At 51.3% G+C, this 19,036-nt stretch carries 18 protein-coding genes; 4 read left to right on the forward strand and 14 right to left on the reverse strand.

Going from position 1 to position 19,036, the window contains the following annotated elements; translation table 11 throughout:
- Positions 1 to 6: 6 nt before the first annotated feature.
- From rpsI to CHB92_RS00515, 4 genes are all read right to left on the reverse strand, one after another.
- Positions 7 to 393, reverse strand: coding sequence for a 30S ribosomal protein S9 (rpsI, locus tag CHB92_RS00500; RefSeq protein WP_089317205.1), 387 nt, complete (start codon positions 391 to 393; stop codon positions 7 to 9).
- 4 nt (positions 394 to 397) lie between these two features.
- A complete protein-coding gene (gene rplM, locus CHB92_RS00505) occupies positions 398 to 847 on the reverse strand; it encodes a 50S ribosomal protein L13 (RefSeq protein ID WP_089317206.1) in 450 nt (149 codons plus the stop codon).
- A 233-nt stretch (positions 848 to 1,080) separates the two neighbouring features.
- Positions 1,081 to 2,589, reverse strand: coding sequence for a M56 family metallopeptidase (locus CHB92_RS00510; protein WP_089317207.1), 1,509 nt, complete (start codon positions 2,587 to 2,589; stop codon positions 1,081 to 1,083).
- 1 nt (position 2,590) lies between these two features.
- Positions 2,591 to 2,956, reverse strand: a complete 366-nt coding sequence (locus tag CHB92_RS00515) for a BlaI/MecI/CopY family transcriptional regulator (RefSeq protein ID WP_089317208.1) — start codon at positions 2,954 to 2,956, stop codon at positions 2,591 to 2,593.
- Positions 2,957 to 3,199: 243 nt separating this feature from the next.
- Here CHB92_RS00515 and CHB92_RS00520 point away from each other — a divergent pair, with 243 nt between their 5' ends.
- The gene (locus CHB92_RS00520) at positions 3,200 to 4,423 is read left to right on the forward strand and encodes an ABC transporter permease (RefSeq protein ID WP_089317209.1); all 1,224 of its coding nucleotides are present in this window, start codon (positions 3,200 to 3,202) and stop codon (positions 4,421 to 4,423) included.
- Positions 4,424 to 4,501: 78 nt separating this feature from the next.
- Positions 4,502 to 5,482: an NAD(P)H-quinone oxidoreductase gene (locus CHB92_RS00525; RefSeq protein WP_089317210.1), complete on the forward strand. Its 981-nt coding sequence runs from the start codon at positions 4,502 to 4,504 to the stop codon at positions 5,480 to 5,482.
- Positions 5,483 to 5,570: 88 nt separating this feature from the next.
- Here CHB92_RS00525 and CHB92_RS00530 read toward each other — a convergent pair whose 3' ends face one another.
- The 5 genes from CHB92_RS00530 to recA all read right to left on the reverse strand — a co-directional run bounded on the left by CHB92_RS00530 (position 5,571) and on the right by recA (position 10,475).
- A complete protein-coding gene (locus CHB92_RS00530) occupies positions 5,571 to 6,281 on the reverse strand; it encodes an RluA family pseudouridine synthase (protein WP_089317211.1) in 711 nt (236 codons plus the stop codon).
- 195 nt (positions 6,282 to 6,476) lie between these two features.
- Positions 6,477 to 7,517 (reverse strand): sensor histidine kinase, encoded by a 1,041-nt coding sequence (locus CHB92_RS00535; protein ID WP_089317212.1) that lies wholly within the window; start codon positions 7,515 to 7,517, stop codon positions 6,477 to 6,479.
- A gap of 18 nt (positions 7,518 to 7,535) precedes the next feature.
- Entirely contained in the window at positions 7,536 to 8,225 is a 690-nt protein-coding gene (locus tag CHB92_RS00540; protein ID WP_089317213.1) for a response regulator transcription factor, read from the reverse strand.
- Positions 8,226 to 8,440: 215 nt separating this feature from the next.
- On the reverse strand, positions 8,441 to 9,250 hold the full coding sequence (locus CHB92_RS00545) for a DUF3108 domain-containing protein (RefSeq protein ID WP_089317214.1): 810 nt from the start codon (positions 9,248 to 9,250) through the stop codon (positions 8,441 to 8,443).
- A 178-nt stretch (positions 9,251 to 9,428) separates the two neighbouring features.
- The gene (recA, locus tag CHB92_RS00550) at positions 9,429 to 10,475 is read right to left on the reverse strand and encodes a recombinase RecA (protein ID WP_089317215.1); all 1,047 of its coding nucleotides are present in this window, start codon (positions 10,473 to 10,475) and stop codon (positions 9,429 to 9,431) included.
- Positions 10,476 to 10,662: 187 nt separating this feature from the next.
- On the opposite strand from recA, the gene CHB92_RS00555 reads away from it, so the two are divergent.
- Positions 10,663 to 11,787, forward strand: a complete 1,125-nt coding sequence (locus CHB92_RS00555; protein ID WP_245842229.1) for a hypothetical protein — start codon at positions 10,663 to 10,665, stop codon at positions 11,785 to 11,787.
- A 41-nt stretch (positions 11,788 to 11,828) separates the two neighbouring features.
- On the opposite strand, the gene CHB92_RS00560 is transcribed toward CHB92_RS00555, so the two are convergent.
- Positions 11,829 to 12,461, reverse strand: a complete 633-nt coding sequence (locus CHB92_RS00560) for a GNAT family N-acetyltransferase (RefSeq protein WP_089317473.1) — start codon at positions 12,459 to 12,461, stop codon at positions 11,829 to 11,831.
- 178 nt (positions 12,462 to 12,639) lie between these two features.
- Between CHB92_RS00560 and CHB92_RS00565 the strand changes: the two genes are divergently transcribed.
- Positions 12,640 to 13,512 carry an SDR family NAD(P)-dependent oxidoreductase gene (locus CHB92_RS00565; protein WP_089317216.1) on the forward strand — a complete coding sequence of 291 codons (873 nt, stop codon included), beginning with the start codon at positions 12,640 to 12,642 and terminating at the stop codon, positions 13,510 to 13,512.
- Between the two features lie 95 nt (positions 13,513 to 13,607).
- On the opposite strand, the gene CHB92_RS00570 is transcribed toward CHB92_RS00565, so the two are convergent.
- The 4 genes from CHB92_RS00570 to CHB92_RS00585 all read right to left on the reverse strand — a co-directional run bounded on the left by CHB92_RS00570 (position 13,608) and on the right by CHB92_RS00585 (position 18,938).
- Entirely contained in the window at positions 13,608 to 14,036 is a 429-nt protein-coding gene (locus tag CHB92_RS00570) for a hypothetical protein (protein WP_089317217.1), read from the reverse strand.
- Positions 14,037 to 14,182: 146 nt separating this feature from the next.
- Complete coding sequence (locus CHB92_RS00575; protein ID WP_089317474.1) at positions 14,183 to 15,148, reverse strand: AAA family ATPase; 966 nt, start codon at positions 15,146 to 15,148, stop codon at positions 14,183 to 14,185.
- Between the two features lie 4 nt (positions 15,149 to 15,152).
- A complete protein-coding gene (locus tag CHB92_RS00580; RefSeq protein ID WP_245842230.1) occupies positions 15,153 to 16,520 on the reverse strand; it encodes a peptidylprolyl isomerase in 1,368 nt (455 codons plus the stop codon).
- 102 nt (positions 16,521 to 16,622) lie between these two features.
- Positions 16,623 to 18,938: a peptidylprolyl isomerase gene (locus tag CHB92_RS00585; protein WP_089317218.1), complete on the reverse strand. Its 2,316-nt coding sequence runs from the start codon at positions 18,936 to 18,938 to the stop codon at positions 16,623 to 16,625.
- Positions 18,939 to 19,036: the final 98 nt, after the last annotated feature.

The following is a 19,036-nucleotide window of genomic DNA, read 5'->3' on the forward strand; positions in this document are numbered from 1 at the left end:
TTAAAATTAACGTTTGCTGAACTGGAATGAACGACGTGCTTTACGCTTACCGAACTTCTTACGCTCTACCATACGAGGGTCACGTGTTGTGAAACCTTCTTTCTTAAGAGCTGTTTTTGTCTCGGCGTTCTCAACTACCAGTGCTTTAGAGATAGCAAGTCTAAGTGCTTCAGCCTGGCCGCTTACACCACCACCTTTTAAATTGGCTTTCACATCGTACTTGCCAATAGCTTCTAAGGTTTTGAACGGCTGATTCACAATAGTTTGAAGTACTTCGCTAGGGAAGTAGTCCTTGATATCTCTACCGTTAATAGTGATATTCCCTTGCCCGGCCGTCATGTAGATACGAGCCACCGAGGTTTTTCTTCTACCAGATGTATTGATAACTTCCATTAAATTAGATATTGAGGGTTAATTCTTTTGGCTGCTGAGCGGCGAACGGATGCTCGCTTCCTGCAAATACATGTAAATTACGGAACAGCTCGCGGCCCAGTCTGTTTTTAGGCAACATGCCACGAACAGCGCGCTCTACAAGCAGCGTAGATGATTTAGCCTTTAGCTCACGTGGAGAAGTCTTCTTCTGACCACCTGGGTAACCAGTGTGCGACAGGTAGTACTTCTGATCCCACTTACGGCCTGTGAAACGCGTATCATCAGCGTTGATGACGATCACGTTATCGCCGCAGTCAGCGAAAGGAGTGTACGAAGGCTTATGCTTGCCTTTCAGGATCTTGGCAACTTCTGATGCCACGCGACCCAAGCTTCCTTGCCCTGCATCAACAATCACCCAGCCTTTGTTGGCTGTCTTTTTGTTGACAGTAAGGGTCTTATAACTTAAATGATCCATTTTTAGTGGTTGTAAGCGATTTATTTATTTAATTATGAACTTTCGGTTCTTGAAAAATGGACACAAAGATAGAAGTTAATATTTGTATATGCAATAGATGCTCTAGAAATATGCTGTGTAACAGGCAAATAGTATGAGCGGCCGTGGTTAGTCCACAGGGGCATAACAGCATAAGGACCTAGAGAACAGGGTAACTCTCCCGCTTTAGGCCCTTGCTGTATCGTGTTTTATTCTTAGTTGGCTCTAACCGGAGGGGGTGGAGGAGGGAGAGAAGGCAAAGTGCCGTACTTGCTTTCGGCTGCTGGTATTTGCATGCTGCCATTGTAGTGGTACACTTCTGTTGCACCGGACTTTAAGTAAATAACCAGCGATTCTAAGTTGTACTCTTCTCTGTTGTTAAACTTCCAGCCTATTTGCTTTACCTCGGGGTTACGCTCCAGAAAGTCTTTGTAATCTTTTGGCCAGTTCGCTTCATTTCTGTAATACTCCACTTCGTCCAGCTTAAAGATAAAAGACTCGTCCTGGCTTTGAGTGACTGCAGAAGCGGCCTCCTGTTTCTCCGTTGCTTGTCGGGCCTTGCCCTTTAACAAGGGCTTACTTTCATCCTCCGCGTCGGTAAACCTTACACCGTATTTCTCCTTCGCCTCTGCCAAGCTTGGTGCACTGTCCAGCTGGTACGTTTCCTCTTTACCCGACCTGGGTTTCACGATTAAAGTATTGGGGCGTATCCAGCGGGCATACTCCAGGTCAAGGTCACTTTTTATCAAAATATTTGGAGCCAGGTAAGTATAGGCAGCATCGTCGTTTCCTTTTACTTCACTAATAACTCTTTTAACGTTGGGGTCTTGCGTCAATTCATTAGCCTGCCTTTGTGCAAGGCTGTTAAAGGCAAGTAACAGCGTTAACGAAATGGGGATCACCACCAGAAATCGGAGAAGGTGCGCCCTGGCACTCGGAGCTTTGTTCATCATGGCTATGCGTTTTTTTATGGTTAAGAAATTGAAGTTGTTGGTTAAAGAGAGGCCTTGGGACAGGCTGCTAATCCTGACGAGGCTGTACTGGTAGACTTTGCTGTCGAGGCCGCTTTGTAATACTTTTCTGTCTGCAATAAACTCCAGGTTCTGTTTGATGGCCTGCCGTAGGAGCCATGCCCCCGGGTTAAACCAAGAGAGCATGGTACCTGCCTCGGCAAGTAATACATCCAGCGTGTGCCACTCCTGCACGTGCGCCTGCTCATGCCGTAGAATAGGCAGTAACTCCTCTTGCCGGTGCTTTCCGGGGTTCAAATAAATGGACTGCCAAAAGGAAAATGGATTTATGTCCTCCCCGGTGCTTCTAAATGCAAAGCCAAAGAGCTCATCAGAACTGGAACGGGCGTGCAAGCGCCCCAGCGATAGCAACTGTATCAGCAGTCGTAAAAGCGCAAAGGCTGCTCCTGACCAGAACGCTGCAAGGGCCAACTGCCAGGGATCAAACAGAGGAGTTTGTGTGGCTGTAGCCGTGGCTGTTTTGGCCTGCCAGGCGGGCATTATGCCGTAGATGTTGCCGGGTAAGCCTTCGGGGCCTGGCAGGGCTTCCGAAAGGTCCACCAGGGGGAAAACTGCTGAGAACAGGATAGCAAAGATCAGGAACAGGCGGTTCAGGTTATAGAAGGTAAGACGCCGAAGCACTAGGTAATAGGTGAGGTAAAAGAGCAGCAGTGCAGCGTTCATCTTCAGGAGGTATAGGATCATGGCAGGCATATCATTCCGATTTTTTGTTTTCGATCATGTCTATAATTTCCTTCAGTTCTTCTGCGCTTATCTGCTTTTCCTTTGCAAAAAAGGCCACCAGCTCCTTATAGGAGTTTTTAAAGTAGTCCCCCACAAAGCCCTTCATAAACCGTTTTTTGTAATCCTCGGCTTTTATCAGGGGAGTGTAGCGGTAAACATTTCCCAGCCGCTCGCTCTGCAGATAGCCTTTCTTCTCAAGGTTTTTAACGGTAGAGGCCAGGGTGGTATAAGGTGGCTTTGGCTCCGGGAGTTTTGCCAGAAAATCTTTAATAAACCCACCATCCAGTTCCCATATCACCTGCATGGCCTCCTCCTCTTGTAGTGTCAGCTTTCCCATATGTTTACGATGTTTTCGTAACAGTACGAAACATTCGTAATGAAGGTGACTGTAAGCTGTCTTTTTATTCAATTATTTTTGGGCATCAGCTAGTTAGGTGTGCCGGGAGGTGAAAAGTAGAGGTGAGGTGTTATGCTCTCAGGGATAGGTGCTGCACGAGCAGCATATTCGCAACAGGGGGGCAGGGATTAGGAATTAAGCTTTGTTTTTCTGAATATAACTGTACTAAATGCCCTCTCTCCTATGTTAAAAAAACTGCTTATCTCCTTTTCGCTAGCACAGCAGAATATCCGTTCCAGGTTGTTTCACACTTTGCTGTCCATCCTTGGCATCGTGATCGGGGTGGCTGCCTTGGTAACGGTGCTTTCCCTGATCGATGGTATGGAGCAATATGCGCAGGAGCAAATCACGAGCACTACAGATCTAAAAGCTGTGATGGTGCAGACGGACACGCATAAAAGAGTGAATAATGTGCGCGTGCAGAAAGAGGCGTATGACTACCTGAACTATGAGCGTTTTACCGAACTGGCTGCCTCACTTCGCTATCCGGCGAAAGGCTACTTTCAGTTGAAGCAGACAGGAGAAGTATTGCTGCCAGGTAAGGGAATAATCGGCGCTTCTGTGCAAGGGGTCAATGCGATCCATCCAACGGCTGCGAGCTTAGAAAGCGGACGCTTGTTTACTTCTGAAGAGCTGAAAGACAAAAGCAAAGTAGCTTTTGTAAGCCACTCTTTTGCGGTAGAGGCGGAGGGGAAAGACGCTGTGCCCTCCCTTATAGGTAAAACCGTTTCTTTTAAAGGCAAAGCAGTTGAGGTGGTGGGTATCCTTAAAGCGGATGGAAGGGAAATACCTGAGGTATACATGCCGGCCACCTTATTCACGGAGGACGAAATGAAAGCAGGACCACCACGCGCCGTATTTGAAGCCGGCAATGTGGAGCAGGTGCCGGCGGTTAAGGAGCAGGTGGAGGAGTGGCTGGCAGCTAACTTTAAAAAAGGCTCCTCTGATTTTGTTGTGATTACAAATGAGTTTCGGGTAAAGCAGGTTGCCAAAGGCTTTGTCTTGTTCCGAATCGTGATGGGGTTGATTGTCGGCATATCCGTGCTTGTCGGGGGCATCGGCGTTATGAACGTGTTGCTGATATCCGTAACTGAGCGTACAGTTGAGATTGGTGTAAGAAAGGCGGTGGGGGCCAAGAAGGGCGATATCTTAATGCAGTTTCTGGCCGAGTCTGTTACCGTGTCGCTGTTTGGAAGTATACTGGGCCTGGTTCTGGGCATACTAGCCGCCTTAGGTGTCGTTCCTGTTATCAAAGCCTTTGCCGAGGTGTCCTTTCAGGCAGCCTTTACAGCCGGTACGTTTGTGCTCATAGCAAGTATAGCTGTTGTCATTGGGATTGTGTTCGGGACTTATCCGGCTATGCGCGCTGCCAGACTGGACCCCGTGGAGGCCATCAGGAGAGAATAGCAGGCGAGTGTCCTGCCCCCTGTAAATCCTTCAAAGAAGTTCTTTCGTCTACTTAAACTTAATTGCTACCGAAAAACTATGAAAGCTATACTTGTAAAACAGCCGGGCGGGCCTGAGCAGCTGGTGCTGGGAGAATACGAGCAACCTTTGCCGAAACCGTACGAACTGCTGGTGCGGGTGCAGGCCACAGCCCTGAACCGTGCCGATACCCTGCAGCGCCAGGGAAAGTACCCGCCGCCAAAAGGCGCCAGTCCGCTGCTAGGATTGGAGATGGCCGGGGAGGTGGTTGAGGCCGGGATCAGTTGTAGTCGCTTTAAGAAGGGCGACAAAGTCTTTGGCCTTTTACCTGGAGGAGGCTACGCCGAATATGCCGTGATCAACGAAAGCATGGCCATGCCTGTGCCGGAGAACCTGAGCATGGAGGAGGCCGCCGCGATACCGGAAGTCTTCCTGACAGCTTTCCAGGCCCTGATGTGGATAGGTAAGCTGAAACCAGGCGAGCGTACCCTGATCCATGCCGGGGCCAGTGGTGTGGGGACAGCGGCCATACAGTTGGCTCGGGCACAACGGGCAGAGGTGTTGGTAACGGCCTCCGGTCCCAAGCTACAGGCCTGCCTGGACCTGGGGGCGAACAAGGCGATCAACTATCAGGAAGTAAACTTCGAAGACGAGGTGCTGGCTTACACGAATAGCGAAGGTGTGGATGTGATCGTAGACTTTATTGCCGGGCCTTACTTTAAAAAGAACGTTCAGTGCCTGCGGCTGGATGGCCGGATGGTGCTCTTAGCCAGCTTGGGTGGTGGTAACGTGTCAGATCTTGATCTACGGAGCGTTTTAACGAAGCGCTTGCAAATTACCGGCTCTACGCTTCGTTCCCGTACCCTGGGCTACCAGATAGAGCTCACAGAGGAAATGCGGGCCTTTGCCATGCCCCTGTTCGAGAGCGGCATCATAATGCCTGTGATAGACACCGTATTTGACTGGAAGCAGGTTGCCGAAGCACACCGCTACATGGAAGAGAACCAGAACATCGGCAAGATCGTGCTTAAGGTGGGCTAGGATAAGGACGGGGCCTAAAAAGCGAAAGGGCAAAAGAAGCTGTGCCTCTTTTGCCCTTTCGCTTGTCATGTTGTCTTTAAGCTGCTGCTTAATGCGCCCGCAACTGCTTAACCAGCACCGCAAAGTCTTTCGGGTAGGGAGCCTCTACTTTAACTGGCTCGCTGTTCATCAGGATAAAACCAATGTTAAAGGAGTGCAGGGCAAAACGTTTGATGAGCGGCAGCTCCTCTGTGTTTTGCTTCAGGTTATAGCCACGCTTCAGGCTGCTCAGGTACAAATGCTCGCCACCGTAGAGTTCATCGCTTACAATGGGGGCTCCCAGGAAAGCCAGGTGCACGCGTATCTGGTGCAGGCGCCCGGTTACAGGCAGGCACTCTACTAAAGTATGGCGACCATACGTCTCCAGGGTATTAAAATAAGTTTCGGCTGGCTTGCCTTGAGGCGAGAGCTTGGCTACCCCCTTGGCGTTTGGCAGGATCGCCCTGTTCACTAATTCCTCCTCGAACTTATGCGTGCCCCAGGTAACGGCATGGTACACCTTATAAACCTCCCGCGCTTCGAACTGCATGGCCAGATGGCGGTAGGCCTCCGCATTCTTCGCGAAAACCAAACAGCCGGACGTATCCTTATCCAACCGGTGGCAAGCCTGTAAATTGGGGTTGTACTGGCGGGCAATCTTTAACAGGTTGGTGGTGTTGGGGGTGCGGTCTTCCAGCGTTGCCAGGAAGGGAGGCTTGTTCACCACCACGTAATCCTCGTTTTCAAATATGATCAGGTCTTTAAAAACCGGGTACTTCATCTTTTCTGTGTTTTGTCAGGCACTTCTCATGTAGTATAAGTACTAGCGTGCATCCGGCAAAGATACGTAAATTTAGTGTGCCAGCTGCTCGTACGCCTGGGGAGCAGGGCTAACCTGAAACGGTTGAGAAAGTAACAGCAGAAGCGCAGGGAAGAGGCGAATCAGGACGGCTTACCTTGCCCAACGCAACAGTGGCTAATCCTTTTTCGCTTTTAGTAACTTAAAGCGCAGGGTAGTGCCCTTGCCTACTTCGCTCTTTACGGCGATCAAGGAGCGATGCGCCTCTATAATGTGCTTGCAAATCGCCAGGCCAAGACCGGTGCTGGTGGTGTCGCGGGCGCGGCTTTTATCGATGCGGTAAAAGCGTTCGAAGATACGGTTGATATGTTCCTGCCCAATGCCTTTGCCGTCGTCTTTCACGGTGATCGTGTACTTCTTCCGGCCTTCGTCGAAGTACACCCAGATGTTTCCGCCCCTACGGCCATACTTGATGGCATTGTCGGTCAGGTTTACAAACACCTGCCGGATGCGGTTCGGGTCAGCATACAGCATGATGGCTTCGCCAGGCTCGGCTTCCACGTGAAGGGTAACCTCGTGTTGGGCCGCTTTCTGCTCCAGTTGTTCAAACACCTCCCGCACGAGTTGCACTACATCGAAGTTGCGTTTCTGCATCTTCACCACGCCCTTCTCAAACTGTGAGATGCTGATCAGGTCCTGCACCAGGGCATCCAGCCCGTCCAGGCTTTTGGCCGCTTTCAGTAGGAAGCGCTCCCGCACATTAGGGTCATCCATCGCCCCGTCCAACAAGGTATGGATAAAGCCCTGCGCCGCGAAAATAGGGGTTTTGAGCTCATGCGATACATCGGCCAGGAACTCCCGGCGCATGGCCTGTAGCTGCTTTAGCTCGTCGATCTCCTGCTGCTTGCGCTCGGCTATCTGGTAGATGTCGTCTTTGATCTTACGGAGCGGATCGGTGGTGAAGGTTGAGCGGCTCTCCGCTTTTTTGAAATCCTGCCGCTTTAGCTTCTCGAGGCTGGAGTACACGTTCTTTACCTCCCGGAAGACCAGTGCCTGGTAAGAGAAGTGCACCAACACAAAGCAGCTGATGAACACTATGATCAGGGCCACAAACAGCCCTTGCGAGGAGAAATAGGTGGCTAAAGCAAGAAAGGCGGTAAGCACAAGGGCAACCGCCAGGGAGATTAAAAGGGCAAGCGTACGAGAGTTTAAATTCATGTAAATGCAGGGGTCTGGCTAATCTGTGTTGAATTTGTAGCCCACCCCTTTAATGGTCTTAATATTGTCCTCGCCTATCTTTTCGCGTACCTTCCGCACATGCACATCCACGGTGCGGGCAATTACATACACATCATTGCCCCATACGTTGTTCAGAAGCTCTTCACGGCTAAACACTTTGTTCGGCGTGGCCGCTAAAAACGACAGCAACTCAAACTCCTTTTTGGGAAGGGTAATTTTCTCATCCCCCTTGTACACGGCAAAGCTGGTACGGTCTATGCGCAGGCCGCTGATCTCAATTACCTGCTCCTCGGCCTCCTGCTGCGAATCGCGGCGGGTAAAGGCCGACAGGCGGCTGAGCAGCGCACGCGGCTTGATTGGCTTGGTGATAAAGTCATCGGCCCCGGCCTCGAAGGCGGCCACTTCTGAAAACTCTTCGGAGCGGGCAGTCAGGAAGATGATGTGCGTGTGGCGAAAATCGTTGATCTCGCGGAGCTGCCTGCAGGCGGCAATGCCATCCAGCACAGGCATCATCACATCCATCAGGATAATGTCAGGCTTTTCGGCCTGTGCTACCTCAATGGCTTTTTTGCCATTTTCGGCCTGCGTTACATCATACCCTTCGCGTGTCAGGTTATAGTGTAGCATTTCAACGATATCCGGATCGTCGTCGACTACCAATACTTTGTAGTTAGATGCCGTTTGCACAGAGTTTCACAGTTAGGTTTGTAAGGCGTGGTGTAACGGAGTACCAGACACAAAAGCGGTTACCTGCTCTTCTGGCCTACCTCGTTCTACTACAAAGATATTACAGATTAAAGTAAATTAATCCAGCATTAGTAAATCATAATGTTTTCTTAACACGGGCACTAACAGTATTAGTGTTGCAACGCTTAAAAAGCCGGCTTCTGCTGGCTTCGTAGTTAATTCCGGGCTAAGGACAGGTTATTCCGGAGGTTCTTGTACTCATAGAGGTTAACCTTTACAGACCCTACAAACATCTCCGCCTCAATAAGCACGGGAATCTTGTTTCTGTCGTCGGAAAGGTAGACTTTGATAGAGTTCTCGCCATTAAACATTTCGTTCTTTGGCATTCTCGGGATCAGCTTGATTGCCCGGATATTGCCAGCCTTTGTGCTCACCACCTCACGGCCTTTGTAAATTACCTCCATGTTAAAGTTCTCCTCATCGAAAAAGCCCCTTACAACTACTTTGTCGCCTATCCGCATGTGGTCATAGTCAAGGGTGCGGAGGTAGTAAAAGCCGCTCACAATGTCCTGCACGTTCTCAGGGATCTTGTAATTCTTTACCTCTTTGTTTCTGTTCTTTTTCTTTTTCTCCACAACAACCGTGTTCTGGTAGTGGTCAAAGTCTACCGTTTCGCGCTTGCGGTAATTGCCCTCCTCTATGTTCCGGAAAGACCTCTGTGGCAAAATAGCAGCTGTATCGATGTAGGACTGCCAGGTATCGCGGATGCGCAGGAACATATCAAAGGAGCCAATGGTTTTGCCATAGACAGTGGCACGGTAGCAGGGGCGGTCGTTTACCCGGTGTAGGGTAGGAGCGATGTCTATCACTGCTTCTGCTGCGTTAATAGGGCCGTAGTGTACCTTGTATTTGAGCACCTCTCCAGCGGAAAAGCTGTCGTTTGCAACGCTGCGCATCCTATCCTTCGTCACGAAACCCACGATGGCGATTAGCGCCACCAGTACAAGCGGGAAAAACTTTTTCATATTCCTGTGCTGTCTTAGTGTCTGTTGTATATAAAAACCTTAATCAAGTTTTATACCAACTCCTGCCCATTGGCATTAAGGTAAACATATGAAGGGTGCTAATCAATTCAAAATGAATAAAAAAGGGTGCTACTTTCATGTAGCACCCTTTTAATTACTTCAGGTTCGGAAACAATGTTCATTCGGCAGCGGCAGCCTGGTCATCCAGGGCAGCAGCTACTTTTTCCGGTTCACCTTTTACGATCGCGCGGATCTTAGTTTCGATATCTTCCATCAGCTCTGGGTTGTCCAGCAGGATCTGCTTTACACCGTCACGGCCCTGGCCCAGTTTGTCCCCGTTGTAAGAGAACCACGAACCAGACTTCTGTACAATGCCCAGCTCTACACCAAGGTCAAGCACTTCACCTACTTTGGAGATACCCTCGCCATACATGATGTCGAACTCTACCACTTTAAACGGAGGTGCTACTTTGTTCTTTACTACCTTCACACGTGTACGGTTACCGGTAATATTGTCAGCGCTCTCCTTGATCTGGCCAACGCGACGGATATCCAGGCGCACAGAAGCGTAGAACTTCAGAGCGTTACCACCAGTAGTGGTCTCTGGGTTACCGAACATCACGCCGATCTTTTCGCGCAGCTGGTTGATAAAGATACAGGTACAGCCAGTTTTGTTAATAGTACCAGTCAGCTTACGAAGCGCCTGAGACATCAAACGTGCCTGCAGACCCATCTTGCTGTCACCCATGTCGCCTTCCAGTTCGCCTTTTGGCACCAGGGCGGCCACAGAGTCAATTACGATAATGTCTATAGCGCCAGAACGGATCAGGTGATCGGCGATTTCAAGGGCCTGCTCACCATTGTCTGGCTGTGATATCAAAAGGTTTTCTGTATCAATGCCGAGCTTTTGGGCGTACACTCTGTCGAATGCGTGCTCTGCATCGATAAAAGCTGCCAGGCCACCTCTCTTTTGGGCCTCGGCAATGCAGTGCATGGTAAGCGTGGTTTTACCAGAGGATTCCGGACCGTAGATCTCTACGACACGACCACGTGGTAAACCGCCAATGCCCAAAGCAATATCCAGCCCAAGCGAGCCAGTAGAAATAGCCGGAACATCTTCTACCTTGTTGTCGCTCAACTTCATCACGGTGCCTTTGCCGTATGTTTTGTCGAGCTTGTCCATGGTTAGCTGCAGGGCCTTTAGTTTTTCGTTGCTTACGCTCATGTTTGTCTTGTTGATTAACTTTATATTGAAGGTGAAATTACAAATTCAGGGCCAATATGCAAAAATGTTATGATGATTTTTGCTAATTATTTTAGCTGTTTAGCGCCTTCAGATTATAACAAAGCACCCTACCTTTTTGTGCCATATTTTACGCTTTTTTATGCGTTTTTTTAAGCCTTTTACACTTTTGTTTTTATTGGTTTTCAGTCACTTTTGCCATGCCCAGTTGCGCAATACGGTGCTAAGGCAGGAGATGCCGGTGAATCCTGCTAATGCTAAAGAAATTAGGGCGCAGCTGTATGTGCTGGGCTATTCTAAGAACAATGAGTACTTCAATAAAATTGCAGATGGCTACACTTTATTCGGCTACCAGCTCAACCCGGAGCTGGTCTACTACCCAGCCCCTTTTGTGCGGATGGAGGCGGGGCTGTTTGTCCGGAAAGACTTCGGCGAAGCAGGGTATCAGGAGGTAGCGCCAACTTTCTCTGTAAAGATACAGCAGCGCCACTGGGCGCTGATCTTCGGTACGTTGGAAGGGAGCTTGAACCACGGCTATATAGAGCCCCTCTACGACTTTGAACGCGTAATCTTAAATAGGCTGGAGAACGGGATACAGTATAAGGTAAACACACGGCGCATAGGCCTGGATGCGTGGGTGGACTGGGCCAACATGCTGTACCGGGGCGAGAACGACCAGGAGAAAATCAACGGAGGGCTAGCAGCCGGAGTCTTACTCTGGGAGCGGGAGGGGAAACGACACTTAGGCGACAGTTTGCGGTTGACTTTGCCCCTGCAGTTTACTGCCCAGCACCTGGGGGGGCAGATAGATGCCTCCCCGCTACCGCTGGCCACCTACGTAAACGCCGCCATCGGTTTGGAGGTCGAAAAGAGGTATAGCCGCCAGGTGCTACACCGGGTATATACCGGGAACTACCTGGTAGGCTTTAAGGACTTCTCGAACGAGTACCTGTTACCCTACCAACAGGGAGCAGGCATCTACCTGAATGCCGGGGTGGATACGAAGTACCAGGACGTGATGCTCAGCTACTGGCAGGGCGATGGTTATATTGCAGATTTGGGCGGGAGACTCTACCAATCGGTGTCCACTACCTTTAAGCATCCGGACTACGTGCAGGAAGAGCGCCGGCTGCTTATCCTCCGGTTAATGAAAGACATTAAGATCATTCCCGGCCTTTATCTTACAACGCGCCTGGAGCCCGTGCTGGACCTGGATAAGCCTAAGCTGGAGTTTTCTAACGCGTTTTACCTCACCTTCAACACGGATTTCTTTCTGGCAAGGCCCAGAAGGTAAGATCCTGAAGTTATAGCCCCACTTTAGTAATAACAGAAGCCTCAGACCAGCGCAGTTGTGTTGGACTGCCCCTGGGGCTGCCATGCCTGTTCGTAGTCCTGTCGTGTGATGCCATAATAGCTCAGGTCCAGCAGCTCATCAGAATCCACCCCACGATAATCGTTGCGGAGGGTGCCCTCTTTTACAAAGCCGCAGTGCCTGGCCATTTCCCCGATGCTTTCGTTCGTGCTGGTACAGCGCATGTAAAGCCTGTTCATGCCAAGCATGTCAAAGGCGAATTGCAGCACGGCCTGCAGTGCCTCCCGGGCGAGGTCCTCGCTCTCGGGCCAGTCCGTGAAGTAGAGGCCCACTTCTGCTTTCGGAATGCTGTGGTCCAGGTTCTTGAGGGCGATATCCCCCACATACACCTGCCTTTCTTTTTGCCACACGCCAAAGTCGAACGTCTTCCGGTTGTCCCAGTCGGTGCGTAGCTGGCGCACCTGCGAGCGGGCATCCTCTAAAACGCGGACACGCGCCAGGCGTCCGGAAAAGGCTGGGTTCAGGTACGAGGTGTTTTCCTGTAATAGGCGCATAAAGTCGTTTTCGTCTCCTTCGTCATAAGGCCTCAGGGTCAGGTGCTCCGTCTCTAGTTGCCCATCAAAGGCATCGGGAAGCGTGTTGTATAAAAAGCTCATATACTGCTGATAGAACAAGGTGAATGGACTAGGTAGGTGCCTAGATTTTGTATTACGCTAACGGAGGAAAAACGTGCTATTAATTAGTTTTCGCTGCCTGTTATTAACCGTGCTGTTATGCTTGCCGTTAGTATAGCACAGTTGCAACATGAATTGAAACGAAAAAAGCAGAATCAAAATGGGAAACAGACTGGAAGGAAAAGTAGCCATCGTAACAGGGGGTGGCTCAGGAATAGGTGAAGCCATCAGCAAGAAGTTCGCTAAAGAGAGGGCCAAAGTAGTAGTGGCCGGCTTCCCCGAAGACCCGGTGGAAGACGTGGTAAAAGGTATACAGCAGGAGGGAGGGACAGCTACGGCCTTCACTGGCGATCTCTCAGTACTGGCAAATGCCCAGCGCTGCGTGGACCTGGCTGTAAAGGAGTACGGAAAGCTGGACATCCTGATCAACAACGCGGGCACTTTCCCGGAAACGAACATGCTGTCTGACTACACGGAAGAGGCCTTTGACTACCTGCTGAAGAACAACGTTAGAACCGTGTTTTGCATGAGTAAGGCGGCCCTGCCCGAGCTGCAGAAAACAAAAGGAAACATCGTGACGGCCGGCTCGGAATCCGGTGTGCTGGGAATCGCGAAGAACGCCCCTTATGGCGGTACCAAAGGCTTTAACCATGCCTTTACCAAAGGCCTGGCAGCAGAGCAGGCGCAGACAGGCGTGCGCTGCAACATTGTAGCCCCAGGCCCTATTGATACCGGCTGGACGCACAAGGAAACAGGCCCCATGGATGAGAAGATGGAAAAGATGGTGACGCAGGGGACCCTGATGGGGCGCAGAGGTACGCCAGAGGAAGTGGCGAACGTGTACTTGTTCCTGGCTTCGGATGAAGCCTCCTATGTGACGGGAGCCGTTTGGCCGGTGGATGGTGGTACACTTATCGCCAAAGGACCTGCCGGCAAACAGGCTGCCGAAAGCATGAAGCAACAGCCTGAGCAGGACCTGAACCTGGAGCACTCCAAAGACAGCCATACTTCTGTCAGGAGCCAGGACAAGTAAAAGGTGGGCCGGAAGTTAGCGGGCAGACCGGGCATTAACAAAAAGTAAAGGGCCATCCTCAAGAGGATGGCCCTTTACTTTTATAAGTTCTGGTTTTATGCTTTCAGGAAAGGATAGCTGAAGTGCTTTGGGCTGTGCAGCTTCTGCTGCGCCATCATCACCTCCAGGGTATGGGCAGTTTCCTTAAAATACTCCAAGCGGCGGTACAGCATCTCTTTCTGTAGCAAGGTGCCCGTGGCCGTCTTGATGTAAGCCTTCTTATCCTCCAGCACGCGGTGCATGACCTTGTTTACCTTCTCTTCGTTTTGGGCATACCACCTCTGAAAGTCAAAAAGGCGGGCTGCACCAGGGGTAGTGGAACTGAATTCCAGCCCGTGCAGGCGCAGAAGGTCAGCCAGCAGGTCTATCTCCAGCGGAATAGAGGTATTGTAGGGCATAGAGCGCACTTCCAGTTTGCTGTTCAGGGCTCCTGCGATCGTTGCCAGGTTGTCTTTAAAGCGAAAGTATAAAGCAGCCGCTTCCATAAGCTATGAGTAAATTGGGTACAAAATTGATATGTGCAATATTACAGCTAAATGCCTTAAGTAGCAGCAAAATTTTGCTTTTCGTCCTGCCGCACCTGTTAAGGAAAGTAGAGTAGCGGGACCTAACTTTTCTTTAGGCTTTCTTCTTACAGAAGCTCGCGGATAAGCTGCTCTTCTGTGAGTCCTTCTGCCTCCGCTTTAAAGTTGCGGACGATGCGGTGGCGGAGAATAGGCAGGGCTACCGCCTGTACGTCTTCTATGTCCGGACTGTACTTGCCGTTCAGGATGGCATTGCATTTAGCGCCAACGATCAGGTGCTGGGAGGCCCGCGGTCCCGCTCCCCACTCCAGGAATTGGTCGGCCTGCGTGGAGCTCATCGGGGTGTTAGGACGGGTTTTATGCACCAGCTTTACGGCGTACTCCACCACGTTGTCTACAACCGGCACGCGGCGCACCAATTGCTGGAAAGCCAGGATTTCCTCTGCGTGCAGGACTTTGCGAAGCTCATTTACCCTAACCCCCGTCGTGTTCTTTACGATCTGCAGCTCGGACTCGTAGCTAGGATAGTCCAGCTTGATGTTGAACATAAAGCGGTCGAGCTGCGCCTCGGGTAGGGGGTAGGTTCCTTCCTGCTCTATGGGGTTTTGAGTGGCTAAAACAAAGAAAGGCTCGGGGAGCCTGTACCGTTTGCCGGCCACTGTCACGGCGTGCTCCTGCATTGCTTCTAGAAGAGCGGCCTGTGTTTTAGGAGGGGTTCTGTTTATCTCATCAGCCAATACAATGTTGGCGAAAACAGGACCAGTCACAAACTTAAAGTTGCGGTCTTTGTCCAGTGTCTCGGCCCCGACAATGTCGGTTGGCATGAGGTCGGGCGTGAACTGCACCCGGTTAAAGGACATATCCAGGGAGGAGGCAATGGTCTGGATCAGGAGCGTCTTGGCTAAGCCCGGCACTCCGACCAAGAGGCAGTGCCCCTGACAAAAAACAGCTGTGAGTACTAATCTTACGACCTCTTCCTGCCCTACAATCACTTTTGATATTTCCGAGGTTAGCTCCTGGTAAGCGTGGTGTAGCGCGTCGGCTGCTTCTTTGTCAGAGGTGAACTGCTTCATCATTTTATTGCATTAGTTGTTGGAGTCCCCCACAATCCTGGTACTCCGGGTCGATTTCGATGTATACGGTGCCGATGTTCTTACGGAACCAGGCATCCACGGCTTTGCTGCGTTTCTGGCCAAGGGCGGCATTGGCAATCTTCTGGTAGTCATCCTTCAGGTTGGCCAGGTGCGGCTTTGACTTCGACTTTAAAGAGACAATGCGCACGGCCTCTCTGCCATCCTCTGTCGTAAACGGAATCGGCTTTGAAATATCGCCTACCTGCATGGTATCGATCACGAAGAAGATAGAAGGGTCTACCTGATCCATTGGGATGTAGGTACTACCGGTGGCACGGCTCATCAGCATGCCGCCATTGTCTTTCGTATTCTTGTCGTCAGAAAACTCCTTGGCTGCCTTGGCAAAGGAGATGCTGTCGTTCACGATCAGCGTACGGATGCTATCCAGTTCAGCGATTGTCTCCTCCACATCTACCGTAGCGGTGGCAGGCTTTATCAGAATATGGCGCGTATTGAACTCCTGGCCTTTTCGTTCGATCAACTGGATCAGGTGAAAGCCGAACTGCGACTCGATCACATTGGATATTCCTCCCGGCTCTAGGCGCAAAGCGGCGGCTTCGTACTCTGGTACCAGCTCCTTTTTCTTAAAGAAACCAAGCTCACCGCCTGCTGCTGCAGAGCCGGGGTCTTGTGAGTACTGCTTTGCCAGGGTTGCAAAATCCTCGCCGGCAAGTATACGCTGGCGCAGCGCTTCCAGTTTTTCGCGGGCCTCCTGCTTTTGCTGCCGGCTTACCTGCGCGTGCTTCACAATTTGGCCAATCTCTACCTCACTGGAGAAATAAGGCAAACTATCGGCAGGGATGGCGTTGAAATATTTTTTGATTTCTTTCGGAGTAACAGTCACCTTGCCCGTGATCTGCTGCTGCATTTTCTCCATTACGAGCTGCTCTTTTATCGTCTTGCGGAGCTCGTCCTTTAACTGCCTTACGCTTTTGTTGTAGTACTGCTCCAGGCGCTCCACGCCCCCTACCTGGCTTGCCAGGTACTGTATTCTGCGGTCCAGTTCGCTGCTTACCATCGGCTCCTCTACTGTTACGGAGTCGATCTCGGCGCGGGCCAGGAGTAGCTTGTCTTGTAACAGGGAGGTAAACAGCTGGCACTTCAGCTCTTCGCTTGGCTGTTGTTTTGACTGACTCAGGTACTGCAGGTAGCCAAACTCCAGGTCCGAGCGTAATATAACGTGGTTATCTACTTTGGCTATAATGCCATCCACCTTGCGTTGCACCGGCGTCTGGGCATAAGCCGAAACAGACAGTGCAATGAGGCAAAGTGCCGCAAAGGCCGTTTTGGCAAAATGATGTATCTTTCTCAAGGTTCTAAAAGTTGAATGTTAACGCGCTGAGATCAAACGCACAATATACTTCTTTATTCTGACTTACTGGTTGGCCTAGCGCAAAAAGGGTACCAGACAGGGCTAGTTGCGGATCAGCTTCTCTACTTCTTCCTGCTTAATGCTAACCGGGTACTTCTCGCGCAGCTGGTCTACCCACTGCTGCTCCAGGTAGTTCTGGTAGTCCGAGATAGCGATACCGCGTACCTCATGCAGTTCCTTGTATCCCGGCTCCAGTACCTCGCTGATGATGATGAGGTACTCCCGGCCATTCTGCTGCAGGGTATAGGTGCCAGCCTTCCACTCCACTGCGTCCAGGGCTTTGTTATCCCCTTGCTGAAACTTCTTTTTGGTGATCTGCACCCCAAGCGGGTTACCGGACTGCGCGTTCAGGTAGTCTGCCAGGGCTCCCAGCTCTGTTGTGTACAGCGCAAATGACACGCGGCGGTTGCGGCGGCGGCCTGTTTCGGTATTATCAGGTCCTACTTGCTGGGTCTTGCCGCGGCTGTTTGTCTGCAGTTGCGCCGCAGGCACTCCCTGCTGTATCAGGTAAGCTGTGGCTGCTTTGGCTCTTTCCCCGGCAATGTTCTTGGCGGCAGCGGCCTCGCGGGCATCGGCATGCCCGTTCACATCCAGGGTCAGGGTTTCGTTGCCTTTCAACAGTTCGGCCAGTTCACTTAGCTTGGCCGTGCCTTCCTTGGTCAGCTCTGCTTTGTTCTGCTCAAACAAGATGTCGGTTAGCTTGGCAAAGGATACCGGGTAGCGGCGCTTGTCTAACTGCTCCTGTGTTTTTTGCAGAAGCTCTTTGTTTGCAGCGCTGATCACAACAGCCTGCGCCCTTGGGCCCCACTTATACTTCTCGCGGTTTTGCTCGAAGTAGTTCTTTAGCCCCACACTGTCCTCCACAGCCTTAGACCATACTTTCTCGTCCATCAACTGGAACAGCAGGATGCCGTCGTGGTACTCCTGTACCAGCATTCTGTAGTCGTTGTACTTGTTCTCGAGGTTGGCCTTCTCATAGTCCACCAGGCTTTGATCCACGTAGGCGTCGTAAAGCAGGTTAAGGGCATGCGTGGCCGTGCCGCTCGTGCGGGGACGCTGCGCTTCCTTGGCGTACTTCAGGAAATCCTCTACCGTGTACTGCTTGCCCTGTATGGTGAACAGCGTTTGCTTCAGCCCCTTGTCAGTTTCGTCGTAGGTCCAGGTGCCCTGCAGGAGCTCATCGGTAGCTTTTGCCAAAGCCGTGGCCTTTGCCTCTGCGTTCTCGCTGAAGTTGTTCTCTGCTTTGATACGTTTCAGAAAGGCCGTCTTGTTGAGCTCAGAGCGGGAGTCTTTCGAAACTTTGCTGCGCAGGTACTGCTCCATTTCTTCGTAAGGGGGCAGCCCTCTCTTTTCGAGAAGTTTAATGATATGCCAGCCATAAGGCGTCAGTACTGGCTTGGCTACCTCGCCTTTGTTTTGCAAGGCAAAAGCGGCATCCTCGAAAGAAGGAATCATGCGGCCAGTGCTAAACCAGGGCAGCTCGCCGCCAACCTTGGCAGAGTTCGCGTCCTCCGAAAATTCAGAGACCAGCTTGTCCCAGTTTTCGTTTTGCTGTACCCGCTTGTAAATGGCATCCACACGTCGCTTAGCCGCCAGCGAGTCTGCGGCCGGAAGGCCCGGTGTGGCCCGCACCATGATGTGGGCTACCCGTACCTCGCCACGGGCCGGGCGCTTGTCCTCTACCTTTATCAGGTGATACCCAAAGCGGGTGCGCACGGGCATCGAGATCTCTCCTACAGGTGTTCTATAAGCGGCGTTTTCGAAGGGGTACACCATTTGGAGGGCCGTGAAGTAGCCCAGGTTGCCTTTGTTATCGGTGGCAGAAGGATCTCCTGAATTGGCTGCTGCCAGCTTGCCGAAGTCTTCTCCTGCCAATACGCGCTTGCGTAGGTCCAGGGCACGGTTATAAGCCGCCAGGGTGTCCTCCGGAGAGGCGTCGGGGGCAACGCTGATGAGGATGTGAGAGGCGTTGACCTCCTGCTGCATGCGCTCGTAGGCCTCCTTTACCAGTTGGTCCGTTACGCTCTTCTCCGTCAGGTAAGGCTGTGCCAGTTGCTCTTTATAGCCTGCCAGTTCCCGCTTAAAAGCGGTTGTGGTGTCCAGGCCGCGACTTTCTGCCTCCAGCACCTTTAGCTTAAAGTTCGTGTACAGGTTCAGGTAGTCGTTTATGCTCTCGCGGGTGTAGGCGTCCTCGTTACCGTTGTTGTTTTTCTCGTACACGTAACGGAATTCTGATGTGGACACGGGCTGAGAGCCGAGCATGGTGATGACAGGCTCTTGCTTGTCGTTCTTCTTGGTTGCGGTACAGCCGGCCAGCAGCATAGCAGCGGCCGCAACAAGTAGGGAATTGCTGCGCATAAATTGATATAAAACAGACCGTTTCTTTTTGCTGATCGGGATCAGATCATGCAATTTTAGTTATTTTTTCTGACAGATAAGTCAAAAGCACAACCATT

Origin of the sequence: Pontibacter ummariensis (genome assembly GCF_900188175.1) — a bacterium.
Taxonomy (GTDB): domain Bacteria; phylum Bacteroidota; class Bacteroidia; order Cytophagales; family Hymenobacteraceae; genus Pontibacter; species Pontibacter ummariensis.

Excerpts from the sequence above, each read along its gene's own strand:
- rpsI (WP_089317205.1), bottom strand. The coding sequence starts at position 393 with ATGGAAGTTATCAATACATCTGGTAGAAGAAAAACCTCGGTGGCTCGT.
- CHB92_RS00560 (WP_089317473.1), bottom strand. The coding sequence starts at position 12,461 with ATGAGCTTTTTATACAACACGCTTCCCGATGCCTTTGATGGGCAACTA.
- CHB92_RS00515 (WP_089317208.1), bottom strand. The coding sequence starts at position 2,956 with ATGGGAAAGCTGACACTACAAGAGGAGGAGGCCATGCAGGTGATATGG.
- CHB92_RS00535 (WP_089317212.1), bottom strand. The coding sequence starts at position 7,517 with ATGAATTTAAACTCTCGTACGCTTGCCCTTTTAATCTCCCTGGCGGTT.
- CHB92_RS00565 (WP_089317216.1), top strand. The coding sequence starts at position 12,640 with ATGGGAAACAGACTGGAAGGAAAAGTAGCCATCGTAACAGGGGGTGGC.
- CHB92_RS00520 (WP_089317209.1), top strand. The coding sequence starts at position 3,200 with ATGTTAAAAAAACTGCTTATCTCCTTTTCGCTAGCACAGCAGAATATC.
- CHB92_RS00510 (WP_089317207.1), bottom strand. The coding sequence starts at position 2,589 with ATGCCTGCCATGATCCTATACCTCCTGAAGATGAACGCTGCACTGCTG.
- CHB92_RS00545 (WP_089317214.1), bottom strand. The coding sequence starts at position 9,250 with ATGAAAAAGTTTTTCCCGCTTGTACTGGTGGCGCTAATCGCCATCGTG.
- rplM (WP_089317206.1), bottom strand. The coding sequence starts at position 847 with ATGGATCATTTAAGTTATAAGACCCTTACTGTCAACAAAAAGACAGCC.
- CHB92_RS00585 (WP_089317218.1), bottom strand. The coding sequence starts at position 18,938 with ATGCGCAGCAATTCCCTACTTGTTGCGGCCGCTGCTATGCTGCTGGCC.
- CHB92_RS00525 (WP_089317210.1), top strand. The coding sequence starts at position 4,502 with ATGAAAGCTATACTTGTAAAACAGCCGGGCGGGCCTGAGCAGCTGGTG.
- CHB92_RS00575 (WP_089317474.1), bottom strand. The coding sequence starts at position 15,148 with ATGAAGCAGTTCACCTCTGACAAAGAAGCAGCCGACGCGCTACACCAC.
- CHB92_RS00530 (WP_089317211.1), bottom strand. The coding sequence starts at position 6,281 with ATGAAGTACCCGGTTTTTAAAGACCTGATCATATTTGAAAACGAGGAT.
- recA (WP_089317215.1), bottom strand. The coding sequence starts at position 10,475 with ATGAGCGTAAGCAACGAAAAACTAAAGGCCCTGCAGCTAACCATGGAC.
- CHB92_RS00570 (WP_089317217.1), bottom strand. The coding sequence starts at position 14,036 with ATGGAAGCGGCTGCTTTATACTTTCGCTTTAAAGACAACCTGGCAACG.